The organism is Enterococcus sp. CWB-B31 (genome assembly GCF_020567645.1).
Classification (GTDB): domain Bacteria; phylum Bacillota; class Bacilli; order Lactobacillales; family Enterococcaceae; genus Enterococcus_L.
Window position 1 is genome coordinate 1 of record NZ_JAJDJW010000006.1, and the last position, 15,865, is coordinate 15,865.

Below are 15,865 nucleotides of genomic sequence, written 5' to 3' on the forward strand. Positions count from 1 at the left end.
GCGTACCCGAATTTTCTTACTCAACGGCCTTATTCAATACAAATAAAAAACACCGGAGAAGGAGTTCGATTCCTTCTTCCGATGTTCATTGGTGATACTATCAGTCCGATTTGACAAAGAGCCTGAAAATAGAAGCATATAAAAAATAGGGATCAATCTCTTCTAAAAAAGATTGATCCCTATTTTGCTTCTAGTTCATTTTTACCTGATCTTAATCCTAAATAATGACTCGCTTTAATTTTAACAAACTATTATTAGACAATATCCCTCATTTATTCCAACTATTTAGTAGTATTTTTTCGACGGTTCTACAACCAAATAGCGGTAAGGTTCATCACCTTCAGAATGTGTTTTAATATGCTCATCTTTACTTAAAGCAAAGTGAATCTGTTTTCGTTCAAAGGCTGGCATAGGCTCCAGAAAGACCGGTTGACCGGTACGTTTCACTTTTTCAGCTGTCCGATCTGCCAAACGTTTCAACACCGCCTGACGCTTCTCACGATAGTCACCTGCATTAACAACTACTGACAATTTATTCGCCGCTGCTCTATGGATAAAGACCTGTGCCAAATACTGCATAGCATTGAGAACTTTTCCATGTTTCCCAATCAGAATCCCCTGCTTATTGGAATCTAAATGGAAAATCACATGATCTGTTTCGCGTTCCACACGAACCATCGCCGGAGCATTTAACTCCTTGGAAATATTGGTCAGATATAAAGCCAACTCAGTAATAGCCGCTTCATCTTCCAAATTTTCCAATGATTCTGCCGGTACAGAAGAAACTTCTGTACTTTCCATTTCTTTTACTGCCTGTTCCATCCCTGATGCTTCATCAATTGCAACGATATCCTCCACGACATCTTCTACTGCTTCAGAGATGTCTTCACTAACTGTAGGTTCAACGGAAACTTGTGCTGCCTTTTTTCCAATTCCCAGAAAACCTTTCTTTCCTTCAGATAAAACAGTAATTTCTACAGCCTCTTTCGTTAGCTGCAGGGCACTCAGCCCTTTTAAAATTGCTTCTTCAACCGTATTGCCTTCATAAATCGGCATGTCAAAACCCCCTTAATTAGCGTTTTTTATTTCTTTTTTTCTTAGGATTTTTAGCTTTTTGAAGGGCTCTTTCAAGCTCTTTCTGCTGACGAACTTTTTCTTCGCGTTCTGCTCTGATTTTAAACGGATTGTTAATCATCAGTGTCTGCACTACTGAAAAGGCATTGGAGATTACCCAGTAAAGCGATAGTCCGCTGGCCAGATTCAGACCCATCATAAAGATCATTACCGGCATTACATAATTCATGATTTTCATTGATGTATTTGATTCCAGCTGACTCATGCTTGTCAAATAACTGCTGGCAAAAGTAAAGGCTGCCGCCAGGATCGGTAAAATCAGGTAAGGATCAGGGGAAGCCAGATTCAACCACAGAAAGCTTCCTTCTTTTAATTCAGGGACACGAGAAATTGACTGATATAAGGCCATCATGATCGGCATTTGAACCACTAAAGGCAAACAGCCGGCATATGGATTTACACCATTTTCCGAATATAGCCTCTGCTGTTCTTCACGGAATAGTCGTTGTGTTTCCGGATCTTTGGACGCATATTTTTCCTGCAGTGCTTTCATCTGAGGCTGTATTTCCTGTGTCTTCCGCATACTCTTTGTCTGGAAATGCATTAATGGAAGTAAAATAACACGAATAACTAATGTAAACAGGATAATCCCGACTCCTGAGTTTCCTGCAAGTGACAGGAACTTAATAGCTTCAGCAAAATAATAAACGATATAACGATCCCAGATCCCTGTACTGTCCTGACTGATTGGTTCCGTTCCGCAGGCTGATAATACAAATACTAACATGACTAAACCAGCCATTAACAATAGGCGCTTATACTTTTTCACAAATCTTTTCCTCTCTCATTTTAAAATTTTTGCAAGGTTTAACACGTGCTTCAAATTTGTCATAACTTCTTCTGAAGTCAGATCCTGAACCCCTTGTCTGGCTATAATAATAAAATCATACGATTCATCAATCTGATCTTTCAATGTGTAGATCGATGCACGTATTTTTCGTTTCACAGCGTTTCTGGTCACTGCGTTCCCAATTTTTTTCCCAACAGAAATCCCCACACGAAAATGTTTTTGTTCCCTTTTCAAGATGTACACAACAAATCTCCGATTCGCATAGGAGTCCTTACTTAAAAATACTCGCTGAAATTCTTTTTCTTTCTTCACTCTGTAGGATTTTTTCATTGTCATCCCTTGTTTCCATTCTTTTTACTTACCATACAATGATAGCATATTACTGGTATTATTTTCATCTTATTCCTGTTAAAAATTAGTCAAAGAATTCTAATATTTTAATTTTATTCAGCCTCATTTAATCATGTTTTTACAGCGTAACTATTATTTGGGTATTTCTGAGTACCTAATCAAACAAATTCTCAAAAGCAGCAAGATTATTTTGATACGCTTTTTATCCGTAATTCGTTAACAATAAAACAGAAGCGTTCAGATTGCTCCGACTCTGTCAGACACTTAATTCTGAAAAAAGAACCCTTTATTATCTTTACATCAACTGTGTTGTATAGATAATAAAGGGTTCTTTATTTATAAGTGATATAAAAGTTGATTTGCATTGTTTACGCTGAAATTACTTTTCTACCTTTACGACGTCTGCTTGCTAATACACGGCGGCCGTTTTTAGTACTCATACGTTTACGAAATCCGTGAACTTTCTGACGCTTACGTTTATTTGGTTGATATGTTCTTTTCATTAATTCCACCTCCTGAACTGCTATCTATTCATCAAATATATAGACATACTTTGACAGTATAACGAATGATTACCTGATTTGTCAATAAGAAATCCAATAAATAACTTTCTTTTCAAGCTAAAAGTTATCCACATCATTTTATTTTAAGTGGATAATTTGTGGATATCTTATTTTTGTCTTTCTTTTACCCACCGGTTTTCCAGCTACTTTTACACAAAAAAACAGCCTGTGCAAAAGATATGCACATCCATTGACAAGGTTGTGGATAAGTCTTAAAAACACTTTATTATCAATGGGAATTTTCCACTTTTATATGTGGATAACTAGAAAAAAGGAGAGTTACCCACATCTTATTTTGCATGTGTGGATAACTTTTTCCCGTTTTGTTGATTTATTTTCCACAATATTCATTTGCCTGTGGAAAAAGTTCAGGAAAAATGCTAAAATCTTATTTGCGAATCAATAATCGACAAGAGAGAATTATACTTAATTATAAGGAGGTTCCATAATGCCCGACGTGGAAAGTGTCTGGAGAAATTTAGAAGCAGCTTACCAATCTGTTTTATCCGCCCCCAGCTTTGATGCATGGATAAAAACCACTCATCCGCTGAAACTGGAGAACAGCCAGTTATGGCTGGAAGTCCCCTCTGCTGTTCACAGAGATTACTGGGAAAAAAATCTGGCAGCCAAAATTGTAGAGGTTGGTTTTCAATTAACCGGCAGCGAAATCATTCCGCATTTTGTCGTCAGCGGAGATCAGGCAATGATGGCTCCAGAATTAAAGGAGACATCGACGGAAACAAAAGAAATTGATGAGTATGGGAAAAAAGCTATGCTTAATCCCAAATACTCTTTCGATACATTTGTAATAGGAAAAGGAAACCAAATGGCCCATGCTGCGGCTTTAGTTGTTGCAGAAGATCCCGGCTCTATCTACAACCCTTTATTTTTCTATGGGGGAGTTGGACTTGGAAAAACCCATTTAATGCATGCCATTGGTCATCAAATGCTGCAAAATCAACCAAATGCTAAAGTAAAATATGTCAGCAGTGAAACATTCACTAATGAATTCATTAACTCCATTCAAACAAAAAAGTCAGAAGAATTCAGGAATGAATATCGAAATGTGGATCTTCTGCTAGTTGATGATATTCAGTTTTTAGCAGAAAAAGAAGCAACCCTGGAAGAATTCTTCCATACCTTTAATGATCTTTACAATGAAAATAAACAGATCGTTCTTACCAGTGACCGACCGCCAAATGATATTCCAAAGCTGCCGGAACGACTGGTTTCTCGCTTTGCATGGGGACTTTCTGTTGACATCACACCTCCTGATCTGGAAACCAGAATTGCGATTTTAAGGAAAAAGGCCGATGCAGAACGTCTTGAAATTCCTGATGATACACTCAGTTACATTGCTGGTCAAATTGATTCTAATATCCGGGAACTCGAAGGAGCATTGGTTCGTGTACAGGCATACGCAACCATCAACGGGCAAGACATCAATACCAGTCTGGCAGCGGATGCTTTAAAATCCCTAAAATCAATTGGCAGCCGAAATGATCTTTCCATCCTGCAGATTCAGGAAGAAGTAGCCAAATACTATCATATTCATTTAAAAGATTTAAAAGGGAAAAAGCGAGTAAAATCAATCGTCGTTCCCCGACAAATTTCTATGTATCTTTCAAGAGAAATGACGGACAGCTCTCTACCAAAGATCGGGGCTGAATTTGGCGGAAAAGATCATACTACTGTTATTCATGCACATGAAAAAATTCAGCAGCTGATCGAAAATGATCCGATTATTCAGAAAGAAATAAGTGAAATTAAAAATCTGCTGAATCCGTAATTGTGGATAAGTTTTCAAAAAGCACAAAAGTTATCCACAGGTTATCCACAGGCAAAACCATAGTCTTTTCTTACAAAATTTAACTTTTCCACAGAATTAACAGGACCTACTACTTTTATTATTCTTTTATATATAAATAAAACTAAGCAATCCACAGATTTTCAATCTGTTTTTGAGTCAGATAAATATCAAGACTGACGATCTCAAACATAGAAAAAAGAGAACAGGTAACACAGAAAGTATCTGAAGAATTACAATGAATATGGTATGATAAAAAAAGAGTTTGATATTTTAGAAAATAAATAGACAGTATCAAAAGTCTGAAAATGATTCTGGAACACCATATAAACAGCAGACAATAATTCTTTTGTAGAAAAAATTGTCATGCAAAACTAAAAGGAGCGTCGAATGATGAAACTAACAATTAAGCGCAGTATTTTTCTGCAGGAGCTGCAAACTGTTCAAAGAGCAATTTCGTCAAAAACAACCATCCCAATTTTAACAGGGGTCAAAATTGTTCTAACTGATGAAGGACTGTCTTTAACTGGGAGCAACGCAGATATTTCTATAGAAAGCTTTTTAAGTGTTGAAGATGAAAAAGCACAAATGACGATTGAAAAAACAGGCAGCATCGTTTTACAAGCTCGTTTCTTCGGTGAAATCATCAGAAAGCTCCCGGAAGAAACAGTTACTTTGGAAGTATTGGAAAATAATCAGGTAGCCATAACTTCAGGAAAAGCTGATTTTACAGTAAATGGTTTAGACGCAGACAATTATCCTCATTTACCGGTAATCGATGCAAAAAATCAAATCAAGCTTCCAGTACACTTGCTGACAAAAATTATTAATGAAACAAGCTTTGCGGTTTCTCTTCATGAAAGCCGTCCTATTTTAACAGGGGTTCACTTTGTCTTGGAAAATCAAAAGCTTTTAGCAGTAGCAACAGATTCACACCGTCTGAGTCAGCGGATTATTCCAATTGAACAGACAGCGGAAAATTTCAATATTGTTATTCCCGGGAAAAGTTTACTGGAACTTTCTCGCTCCTTCACAAATGAAGAAGAAATGGTTGAGATCAGTATTATGGAAAACCAAGTCCTTTTCAAAACTAAAACAATGTATTTCTACTCCAGGTTACTGGAAGGAAATTATCCTGACACCAACCGCCTGATTCCGACAAGTTTCAATACAGAAGTGGAGATCGAGGTTCCTGAGTTTTTATCAGCGATCGAACGTGCATCCCTGCTTTCACATGAAGGTCGTAACAACATTGTTCGGTTGGCTATAACCTCTGAATCTGTTTTCCTTTATGGCAATTCCCCTGAAGTAGGGAAAGTTGAAGAATCATTAAATTACGAGAAGGTATCTGGAGATCCATTGGAAATTTCCTTCAATCCAGACTACATGAAGGCTGCTTTAAGAGCTTTTGGTGATACAACAATCACTATGAAATTCATTTCGCCAATCCGTCCGTTTACTTTGGAGCCGACAGAAGCAGATATGAATTTTATCCAGCTGATTACACCAGTTCGTACAAATTAATTTGAATAATTGAAAGAAGCTACTCAATAAACATTATTGAATGGCTTCTTTTTTTGAATAAATCCATAGAAAAATCTGCTCGGTTAAGGTGATAATACTGAGAAACAAAAAAACAGCAGAAAAGGAGTTTTTTGAAAATTTTTCTATCAGTACCCCTCCTATAACAGGCCCTATAGTAGTTCCTGCTTTGACAATTTCCAACAAGCCAAAAAAGAATCCTTTGTTTTTTTCGTCAGCAAAAGAATCAATCAGATAATCAAAATTACTTCCCAGCAGGACTTCTGCGAGACTGTAGCTTATAACCATTAAGCTACAGAAGAACCAATCTGCACTTTGAGCAACAAATAGAAGACTGACCGCAAACAGACAATTGCTCAGTGCAATAAGTTTCAAGGCAGATTGTTTTTTCAGAAAGTAAAGAGCAGGAAACTGAAACAGCAGAATTAAAAGAGAATTTACTGAGAGCATTAAACTATAGCGATCTTTTCCTAAGCTCATCAAATTGTTTGAAGTAAAAAATAAGGAAACTTGTCGATTGAAATTGAGTATTCTGAGTTTTTCCTCTTTTCTTTCTTGATTCTCTGAGGTTCTGACAATTTTTTTGTAACAAAAAAATATATGCAGTAGTAAAAGAAAGATTTCCGAAAATAAGCTAAAGCAAAGGTCCAATAATGCTCCATCGGAAATACAGACATATCTCAAATTAAAAATAATTTTACGATTTTGTATAATCGAATTAGATGAATTTTTATACATAAATAATAATTATCAGATATCTGTCTATGATATTCTCTATAAGCAGTTGATTTATGCAGAAAACAGGCGCAACAAGACGGAATTAGTTAAAACTGGCGAAGAGATTGCATCTCATAAAAAAAGCAGTAGGCATTTTAAAGAATTGTATTTTCTTTCTCAGCTGATGAAGATCAAAAATGATCTTGCAGTGGAAGAGACAATTGAAGATATTTCTATCTACATAAGACCGGTTATTTTTAATATAGAAAACTGACTATTTACTGATTTCAGACGGTTAAATAATTTTCTGAGGATTTTTTCAATAGAAGAAGCTGTATTTTTGTATAATCGGGCAATGAAGGATTTTGAAAAATATGAACATTTCCGAAGAGACAATAATAGGGGACTGTAACATAAGTATGTCTGAGATCCCTAAAACTGAATAAACGGTGTTCCAGTCTTTGTATGATTTGAGGATCGAAACGAAGTGTAGTGTAGTGAGAACCGTAGACGCAGAAAAACGCATACAGCGTAATGTTTTGTCCCAAGAATCGTTAGACTCGTAGAGACAGCAGTACTGTTAATGCACTGAAAAACTATTTTAATTAAGATATGCTGGGGTGAAGAAACTAGGGCGTGTTTGAAAAGTTAGTGGCCAGTGATTTTTGTTGAAATCAAGGAAGAAAATACAGCTTATGTGGTTTATAAGCGAGTATTTATGACGAGGAGTTCGATAAAAATCATCAAACTATTCGCCGCTCGAGTTTTCAGACACACCCTAATAGACCAAAAGATTTATTGATTATATTTCAGTATTTGACTGGTTCCAGAATCTATAGGTCATTTTCGAAAAAAATTGAATATAATGAATCATTCTATCAAAATAAATGACAAAAGTTTGCGTATCAGAACACAGGTTTTCAATATTATTGAAAATCTGTGAAAATAGTTCAAAACTATTTTTTTTGAAAAAACAGTATAAAATGCTTTTTAAGAGATTTTTTTCTGAAAGAATAGATTCTATCATTTTTAATTAAAATTGCTTAGAGCGAAAATTAGACGGATAAATTTGTTTTATTACTAAAAAAAGAGTATAATATTAGAAGTAAAAGTGAATTTTAAACGAGGGATGAAATTTGAAAAAGACACTCACTTTAGAAACTGATTACATGACACTTGGTCAGTTTTTAAAAGAAATTAATGTGATCAGCAGCGGTGGTCAGGCAAAATGGTATCTGGCTGAAACCAGTGTTTTTGTAGACGGGGAGCTGGAGAATCGTCGGGGAAGAAAATTATATCCTGGTATGATGATCGAAATCCCTGATGAAGGCACTTTTTTTATGGAAAAAAAAGAAACAGGCACATCTGATGAGGCTGAATAATATCACACTGAAGCACTATCGAAATTATGATGATATCGCTTTGGAATTTCCTAAACCGTTGACGATTTTTTTAGGAGAAAATGCGCAAGGCAAAACAAATATGCTTGAAAGTATTTATGTTTTGGCAATGACGCGAAGTCATCGAACCAGTAATGAAAAAGAGTTGATTACATTTGGTCAAAATTCTGCAAAGATCGAAGGATCAGTGGAAAAAAAAACTGGAACAGTTCCTCTTGAGATTTTCATTTCAAATAAAGGTCGCAAAACGAAAGTAAATCACATTGAGCAAAAACGTCTGAGCTCCTATATCGGACAGCTTAATGTCATTTTATTTGCACCCGAAGATCTTTCCCTGGTCAAGGGTTCCCCTCAAATCAGACGGAAGTTCATTGATATGGAATTAGGCCAGGTCAATCCTATTTATTTGTATGATCTGGTTCAGTATCAGTCTGTGCTGAAGCAAAGGAATCAGTATTTAAAGCAACTAGCAGAAAAGAGTCAGACAGATACTGTTTACTTGGATATATTGACTGAACAGCTGGCGGAATTTGGCGGAAAGGTTTTATTTGCTCGTTTAGAATTCATTAGGAAACTTGAAAAATGGGCGAATAAACTCCATCAGCGAATCAGTCATGGACGAGAAGAATTAGCAATTGAGTATGCTTCGAGTGTTGTCTTAGGTGAAGGGCAGCATTCATTGCGGGAACTTCAGCAACTGATGCTTCAGCAGCTGATGGCTGGCAGGAAAAGAGAGCTGTATAAAGCAGCTGCATTTATCGGACCTCACAGGGATGACCTGATTTTTAAGGTCAATCAGCAGAATGTTCAAACATACGGCTCTCAAGGTCAGCAAAGGACAACTGCATTAAGTGTCAAATTAGCAGAAGTTGACTTAATGTATGCGGAAACCGGAGAATATCCAGTGTTGCTTCTGGATGATGTAATGAGTGAACTGGATGATGAACGTCAGCTTCATTTGCTGGAAACGATTGAGGGGAAAGTTCAAACCTTTATAACGACTACAACCTTAAACCATTTAACCAATAAAATTACTGTTGAGCCGGATATATTCTATGTTCAACAGGGAGAGATAGCGAGGGAATCAAATGACTGAAGAAGAAAAAAGCATGAATGAGCGTGCCAAGGAATATGATGCCAGCCAGATTCAGGTGCTTGAAGGGCTTGAGGCTGTAAGAAAACGTCCTGGGATGTATATTGGTTCTACCAGTTCGGAAGGACTGCACCATTTAGTATGGGAGATTGTAGATAATTCTATTGACGAGGCTTTGGCTGGTTTTGCCACAACGATCCAGGTAATTATTGAAGAGGATAATAGTATCACTGTTATCGATGACGGACGGGGGATACCTGTTGATATTCAGAAAAAGACAGGACGTCCGGCAGTGGAAACAGTTTTCACGATTCTTCATGCCGGCGGTAAGTTTGGCGGCGGCGGATATAAAGTTTCCGGTGGACTCCACGGTGTAGGTTCATCAGTTGTTAATGCTCTTTCGGAATCATTGGATGTAAAAGTCTATAAAGATGGAAAAGTCTATTTCCAGCAGTTTCAACGAGGCGCAGTTGTCGCTGATCTTAAAGTTATTGATGAGACAGATCGCCATGGTACTACTGTCCATTTTATTCCGGATGCAGAGATATTTACTGAAACAGTCGTATTCAATTTTGATAAGCTGGCGACTCGTGTTCGTGAGCTTGCCTTTTTAAATCGCGGTCTGAAGATTTCTATAGAGGATAAAAGAGAAGAAAAGCCAACATTAAAGGAATACTATTATGAAGGCGGTATTAAGAGCTACGTAGAGCATTTAAACGGCAACAAGGAAGTGCTGTTCCCGGAACCTATCTTTATTGAAGGAGAACAACAGGGAATTACTGTTGAAGTATCTATGCAGTATACAGACGGTTACCACTCAAATATTCTAAGTTTTGCCAATAACATTCACACATATGAGGGCGGAACTCATGAATCTGGTTTTAAAACAGCGTTGACCAGAGTAATTAATGATTATGCCCGTAAACAAAAAGTAATGAAGGATAATGATGAAAATCTGACTGGAGAAGATGTCCGTGAAGGATTGACAGCCGTTATTTCCATTAAACATCCGGAACCGCAGTTTGAAGGACAGACAAAAACAAAGCTGGGGAATTCAGAAGTTCGGACAGTTACAGACCGGCTTTTCTCTGAATATTTTAATAAATTTTTGATGGAAAATCCGACAGTAGGAAAACAAATTGTCGAAAAAGGAATTTTAGCATCAAGAGCACGTTTGGCAGCTAAAAGAGCCCGAGAAGTAACACGACGAAAAGGAGCCCTGGAAATCAGCAATCTGCCTGGAAAATTGGCGGACTGTTCCAGTAAGGATCCTAAAAAATGCGAATTGTTCATTGTCGAAGGAGACTCTGCCGGCGGTTCAGCGAAACAGGGACGAAGCCGTGAGTTTCAGGCTATTTTGCCAATTCGAGGAAAGATTCTGAATGTTGAAAAAGCCAGTATGGATAAAATTTTGGCCAATGAAGAAATCCGTTCATTATTTACTGCAATGGGTACTGGTTTTGGAGAGGATTTTGATGTAGGAAAAGCACGTTATCATAAACTGGTTATCATGACTGATGCCGATGTTGATGGAGCGCACATTCGAACATTGCTTCTTACATTGTTCTATCGCTTTATGCGTCCGGTTGTTGAAGCAGGATATGTTTATATCGCACAACCACCTTTATATGGAGTAAAACAAGGGAAGAAAATTACGTATGTTCAGCCTGGCAAACATGCAGAGGAAGAGCTGGCAAATGTGATTGCTTCGTTGCCTGCTTCTCCAAAACCAACAGTGCAGCGTTACAAAGGGTTGGGCGAGATGGATGATCATCAGCTGTGGGAAACAACAATGGATCCGGAAAACCGTTTAATGGCCCGGGTAAGTGTGGATGATGCAATCGAAGCAGACCAAATTTTCGAAATGCTGATGGGGGATAAAGTAGAACCTAGAAGAGCATTCATAGAAGAAAACGCACATTATGTAAAAAATCTCGATATCTAAATGAATAAATATTCATTTTTAATTATTCACTAAATAAAGAGAGATGGAACATAATAAAAGTAAGGAGAAAATTTCATGGATGAAGAGTTGAAAGAAAATATTCACGACGTCAATCTGGCCAGTGAAATGAAAGAATCCTTCATTGACTATGCGATGAGTGTTATTGTTGCTCGGGCATTACCTGATGTACGGGATGGATTGAAACCTGTGCACCGCCGTATTTTATACGGAATGAATGAGTTAGGGGTCACACCGGATAAGCCGCATAAGAAATCCGCACGTATTGTCGGAGATGTTATGGGTAAGTATCACCCCCATGGAGATAGTGCGATTTATGAATCAATGGTCCGTATGGCACAGCCTTTCAGTTATCGTTATATGCTTGTTGACGGTCATGGAAACTTTGGTTCTGTCGATGGAGATGGGGCAGCGGCAATGCGTTATACCGAAGCAAGAATGAGTAAACTGGCTTTGGAAATGCTGCGTGACATCAACAAAAATACTGTTAACTATCATGGAAACTACGATGATTCAGAGCAGGAACCGGATGTTTTGCCGGCACGCTTTCCTAACTTGCTAGTAAACGGAACAACTGGTATCGCAGTTGGGATGGCAACGAATATTCCACCGCATAATTTAAGAGAAGTTGTTTCAGCTATTGACTTACTGATGGAAAACCCTGAGGTGACCACTAATGAATTAATGGAAGTACTTCCCGGACCGGACTTTCCTACCGGCGGACTGGTAATGGGGAAATCAGGTATTCGTCGGGCTTATGAAACTGGGAAAGGGTCAATTACTGTTCGGGCAAGGGTTGAATTGGTTGATATGCCGAACGGAAAAGAACGTATTCTGGTAACCGAGCTGCCTTATATGGTTAACAAAGCACGTTTGATTGAGCGTATTTCTGAACTTCACAGAGATAAACGTATTGAGGGAATTACAGATTTGCGTGATGAATCTTCTCGTGAAGGAATGCGTATTGTTATTGATATACGCCGGGATGTTAGTGCGTCTGTTGTATTAAACAACTTATATAAGATGACAGCCTTGCAAAGTTCATTTGGCTTTAATATGCTGGCAATTGAAAAAGGCGTTCCCAAGATTCTCAGCCTCAAACGAATCCTTGAAAATTATATAGAGCATCAACAGGAAGTTATTCGTCGCCGGACAGAATTTGAAAAGAGCAAAGCAGAAGCACGCGCACACATTTTGGAAGGTCTGCGTATTGCTTTGGACCACATTGATGAAATTATCTCCATTATTCGCGGGTCCAGTTCAGATGATGAAGCAAAAACAGCATTGATTGAACGCTTTGAATTTTCTGATCGTCAGGCTCAGGCAATTCTTGACATGCGGCTTCGTAAACTGACTGGTTTGGAACGTGAAAAGATTGAGAATGAATACCAGGAATTGTTGAAATTAATTGCTGATTTAACAGATATTTTATCTAAACCTGAAAGAATTGATACTATTATCAAGGAAGAGCTGAATGAGCTCTGTGATAAATTTAGTGATAACCGCCGAACTGAGCTTTTGGTCGGAGAAGTATTGAGTCTTGAAGATGAAGATTTAATCGAAGAGGAAGAAATCGTAATTACATTGACAAATAACGGCTATATCAAGCGTGTGGCAAACAGTGAGTTTCGTGCGCAGCGTCGAGGCGGTCGAGGTGTTCAGGGAATGGGGGTTCATGATGATGATTTCGTGAAAACATTAGTTTCCTGTTCAACACATGATACATTGCTGATATTTACCAATACAGGAAAAGTATATCGTGCAAAAGGCTATGAAATTCCTGAATATGGAAGAACGGCTAAGGGAATCCCAGTCATCAATCTGCTTGGGATTGATTCAAGTGAAAATATACAGGCAATTATTTCAGTTACAGGACAGGCAGAAGAGGGTCATTACCTGTTCTTTACAACCCGAAAGGGAACAGTGAAAAGAACCAGTGTTACTGCTTTCTCAAATATTAGAAGTAATGGTTTGATTGCCATTGGTTTGAAAGAAGAGGATGAACTGGTAAATGTTTCTCTGACTGACGGCAAGCAAAATATGATTATTGGTACTCATAATGGGTATTCTGTTACGTTTAATGAAACGACGGTTCGTGATATGGGTCGAAGTGCTTCTGGGGTTCGTGGTATTCGATTGAGAGAGGAAGATTATGTTGTCGGCTCAGCTGTTTTGGGAGAAGATGATGAAGTCCTTGTTATCACAGAACAGGGGTATGGCAAGCGAACAAAAGCTTCTGAGTATCCTGTCAAAGGACGAGGCGGTAAAGGAATAAAAACAGCGAATATTACTCCAAAAAATGGTCCTTTGGCTGGTTTAACAACTGTAACCGGTGAAGAAGATATTCTGCTGATTACTGATAAAGGGGTCATTATTCGATTTAATGTTTCAACTGTTTCTCAAACAGGGAGAGCAACATTAGGTGTTCGACTGATGAGAATGGAAGATGAAGCAAAGGTAGTGACGATGGCAGTCATTGAACCCGAACCTGAAACAGTAGATACAGAAGCAGAAGTAGAAATAGTTGAAATTGAAGTAACTGAAAATGCTGAAAACCAAACAGAAGAATAAGTTGAAACTATAAAGAAATAGAGGTTGTGCCAAAGCTTCTCTATGCGATGAGTAATCGCAGGAGCAGAGTACTTCATGCGACGAGTAATCGCAGGAGCAAAGTACTTCATGCGACGAGTAATCGCAGGAGCAAAGTACTTCATGCGACGAGTAATCGCAGGAGCAGAGGTGTTCCTCCTCAAGAACCAAGTAGGTAGACGCATCATCTACTCTGACAAGTCAATCGTAGTGATTTATGACAATAAGAGAGAGGGACTTTTGCTCCTACGCTTTTTACGAAGGCTCGAATCATACAAAGACTGGAACACTGTTTATTCGGCTTTAGGGGGGACTGTGACATATTTATGTCACAGCCCTTTTTCTTTTTTATCTGGAAGAAGATAGAGGATGATAGAAGTAAATATATTGAGGGAATTAAATTCAAAGGAGAAAATTTTTAGAAATGACTGTATGATTTCAGCTCTGAAAATCAGATAGTCCAGTACAGAATTGCTCCAGAAGAAACATTGAAAATCCTAAGCTAATACTTGATTTTATAAGGGTTTCCATGTATAATGAAAAATTGTGAGTAGTCTAATTTTTTAGGCAGCTCTCCTTGCTCTTAGCAAACTAAGAGCCTAAAGTCCACAGGGAGGTGAAAATCAATGAGTCAAGTTACGAATTATGAAATCATGTACATTATTCGTCCGAACATTGATGAAGAAGCAAAAACTGCTTTAGTAGAACGTTTCGACACAATTTTGAAAGATAACGGAGCAGAAGTTATCGAATCAAAAGATTGGGAAAAACGCCGCTTAGCATATGAAATGGATGGATTCCTAGAAGGCATCTACCATATCGTTAAAGTATCTTCTCCATCAAATGCAGGCGCAATCAATGAATTTGATCGTCTTGCTAAGATCAATGATGGGATTATCCGTCACATGATCATCAAAGAAGAAGCTTAAGAATGTTTCACGTGAAACATTTAATGGACGAAAGGAGATGTCAAGATGATTAACAATGTTGTATTAGTTGGAAGACTTACCAAAGATCCCGATTTACGATATACTTCAAGTGGTTCTGCAGTGGCTAGTTTTACACTGGCTGTCAATCGTAATTTTACGAATGCGAGTGGAAATCGTGAAGCAGACTTCATAAATTGTGTGATTTGGCGTAAACCAGCTGAAACTTTAGCAAACTATGCTCGTAAAGGCACTTTGTTAGGTGTTACAGGTCGTATTCAAACAAGATCTTATGACAATCAGCAAGGTCAAAGAGTATATGTGACTGAAGTTGTGTGTGAGAATTTTCAATTATTGGAATCTCGTTCAACTTCTGAACAAAGACAAACTCAGGATAGTTCTTCTTATAATTCAGGGGGAGGATTTAATCAACCCACTCAATCACAGAACAGTAATTTCGGAGGCCAAAGCAACTTTAATCAACCATCTCAGTCTAGCAACGATAATAGTAGTGGTATGCCTGATTTTAATAGAGACTCAGATCCGTTTAGTGGTTCTGGTTCAACTATTGACATTTCAGATGATGATTTACCATTCTAACAATTTTTGATAGGGAGGGAAAAAGAATGGCACAACAAAGAAGAGGCGGACGTAAACGTCGTAAAGTAGATTATTTTGCAGCAAACCATATTGAACACATTGACTATAAAGATGTTGAATTACTTAAAAAATTCATTTCTGAACGCGGAAAAATCTTGCCACGTCGTGTGACAGGTACTGGTGCTAAAAATCAACGTAAATTAACAATTGCTATCAAACGCGCTCGTATTATGGGATTACTTCCATTCGTAAGCGAAGAGCAATAAAATATAACGTAACTATTAAAATGACTGGAAATGAAGTGAAATATCTTCTGTTTTCGGTCATTTTTTTGTTTTTTATTAGGATATATCTACACATAGATAAAATAGCTTAAGAATGCTTCTTAAA

The 15,865-nt window shown here is 37.7% G+C and carries 15 protein-coding genes; 10 read left to right on the forward strand and 5 right to left on the reverse strand.

Features of this window, described 5'->3' with window-relative positions:
- Positions 1 to 285 precede the first annotated feature (285 nt).
- The 4 genes from jag to rpmH form a co-directional block, all read right to left on the reverse strand.
- The gene (gene jag / locus LI954_RS07400) at positions 286 to 1,056 is read right to left on the reverse strand and encodes an RNA-binding cell elongation regulator Jag/EloR (protein WP_229441370.1); all 771 of its coding nucleotides are present in this window, start codon (positions 1,054 to 1,056) and stop codon (positions 286 to 288) included.
- Between the two features lie 16 nt (positions 1,057 to 1,072).
- On the reverse strand, positions 1,073 to 1,903 hold the full coding sequence (locus tag LI954_RS07405; protein ID WP_229441369.1) for a YidC/Oxa1 family membrane protein insertase: 831 nt from the start codon (positions 1,901 to 1,903) through the stop codon (positions 1,073 to 1,075).
- Positions 1,904 to 1,918: 15 nt separating this feature from the next.
- Positions 1,919 to 2,254 (reverse strand): ribonuclease P protein component, encoded by a 336-nt coding sequence (rnpA, locus tag LI954_RS07410; RefSeq protein WP_202067317.1) that lies wholly within the window; start codon positions 2,252 to 2,254, stop codon positions 1,919 to 1,921.
- Between the two features lie 389 nt (positions 2,255 to 2,643).
- Positions 2,644 to 2,778, reverse strand: a complete 135-nt coding sequence (gene rpmH, locus LI954_RS07415; RefSeq protein ID WP_002356012.1) for a 50S ribosomal protein L34 — start codon at positions 2,776 to 2,778, stop codon at positions 2,644 to 2,646.
- Between the two features lie 508 nt (positions 2,779 to 3,286).
- Here rpmH and dnaA point away from each other — a divergent pair.
- Together dnaA and dnaN are read left to right on the forward strand one after the other, a co-directional pair.
- The gene (dnaA, locus tag LI954_RS07420; RefSeq protein ID WP_202067244.1) at positions 3,287 to 4,627 is read left to right on the forward strand and encodes a chromosomal replication initiator protein DnaA; all 1,341 of its coding nucleotides are present in this window, start codon (positions 3,287 to 3,289) and stop codon (positions 4,625 to 4,627) included.
- A 411-nt stretch (positions 4,628 to 5,038) separates the two neighbouring features.
- The gene (gene dnaN / locus LI954_RS07425) at positions 5,039 to 6,169 is read left to right on the forward strand and encodes a DNA polymerase III subunit beta (RefSeq protein ID WP_202067243.1); all 1,131 of its coding nucleotides are present in this window, start codon (positions 5,039 to 5,041) and stop codon (positions 6,167 to 6,169) included.
- Between the two features lie 33 nt (positions 6,170 to 6,202).
- Here the strand turns inward: dnaN and LI954_RS07430 are convergent, their stop codons facing one another.
- The gene (locus tag LI954_RS07430) at positions 6,203 to 6,667 is read right to left on the reverse strand and encodes an MFS transporter (protein WP_229444078.1); all 465 of its coding nucleotides are present in this window, start codon (positions 6,665 to 6,667) and stop codon (positions 6,203 to 6,205) included.
- A gap of 1,373 nt (positions 6,668 to 8,040) precedes the next feature.
- Between LI954_RS07430 and yaaA the strand changes: the two genes are divergently transcribed.
- From yaaA to rpsR, 8 genes are all read left to right on the forward strand, one after another.
- Positions 8,041 to 8,286, forward strand: coding sequence for a S4 domain-containing protein YaaA (gene yaaA, locus LI954_RS07435; protein WP_202067241.1), 246 nt, complete (start codon positions 8,041 to 8,043; stop codon positions 8,284 to 8,286).
- Complete coding sequence (recF, locus tag LI954_RS07440) at positions 8,273 to 9,400, forward strand: DNA replication/repair protein RecF (RefSeq protein WP_202067240.1); 1,128 nt, start codon at positions 8,273 to 8,275, stop codon at positions 9,398 to 9,400. Before yaaA ends, recF begins: the two co-directional genes overlap by 14 nt.
- The gene (gene gyrB, locus LI954_RS07445; protein ID WP_229444079.1) at positions 9,393 to 11,342 is read left to right on the forward strand and encodes a DNA topoisomerase (ATP-hydrolyzing) subunit B; all 1,950 of its coding nucleotides are present in this window, start codon (positions 9,393 to 9,395) and stop codon (positions 11,340 to 11,342) included. The genes recF and gyrB overlap by 8 nt, the downstream gene beginning before the upstream one ends.
- A gap of 75 nt (positions 11,343 to 11,417) precedes the next feature.
- On the forward strand, positions 11,418 to 13,931 hold the full coding sequence (gene gyrA, locus LI954_RS07450; protein ID WP_229444080.1) for a DNA gyrase subunit A: 2,514 nt from the start codon (positions 11,418 to 11,420) through the stop codon (positions 13,929 to 13,931).
- A 75-nt stretch (positions 13,932 to 14,006) separates the two neighbouring features.
- Positions 14,007 to 14,315: a hypothetical protein gene (locus LI954_RS07455; RefSeq protein ID WP_229444081.1), complete on the forward strand. Its 309-nt coding sequence runs from the start codon at positions 14,007 to 14,009 to the stop codon at positions 14,313 to 14,315.
- A 260-nt stretch (positions 14,316 to 14,575) separates the two neighbouring features.
- Positions 14,576 to 14,878, forward strand: a complete 303-nt coding sequence (gene rpsF / locus LI954_RS07460; RefSeq protein WP_229444082.1) for a 30S ribosomal protein S6 — start codon at positions 14,576 to 14,578, stop codon at positions 14,876 to 14,878.
- Between the two features lie 45 nt (positions 14,879 to 14,923).
- A complete protein-coding gene (gene ssb / locus LI954_RS07465) occupies positions 14,924 to 15,475 on the forward strand; it encodes a single-stranded DNA-binding protein (protein ID WP_202067236.1) in 552 nt (183 codons plus the stop codon).
- A 26-nt stretch (positions 15,476 to 15,501) separates the two neighbouring features.
- Positions 15,502 to 15,741: a 30S ribosomal protein S18 gene (gene rpsR / locus LI954_RS07470; RefSeq protein ID WP_202067235.1), complete on the forward strand. Its 240-nt coding sequence runs from the start codon at positions 15,502 to 15,504 to the stop codon at positions 15,739 to 15,741.
- Positions 15,742 to 15,865 lie beyond the last annotated feature (124 nt).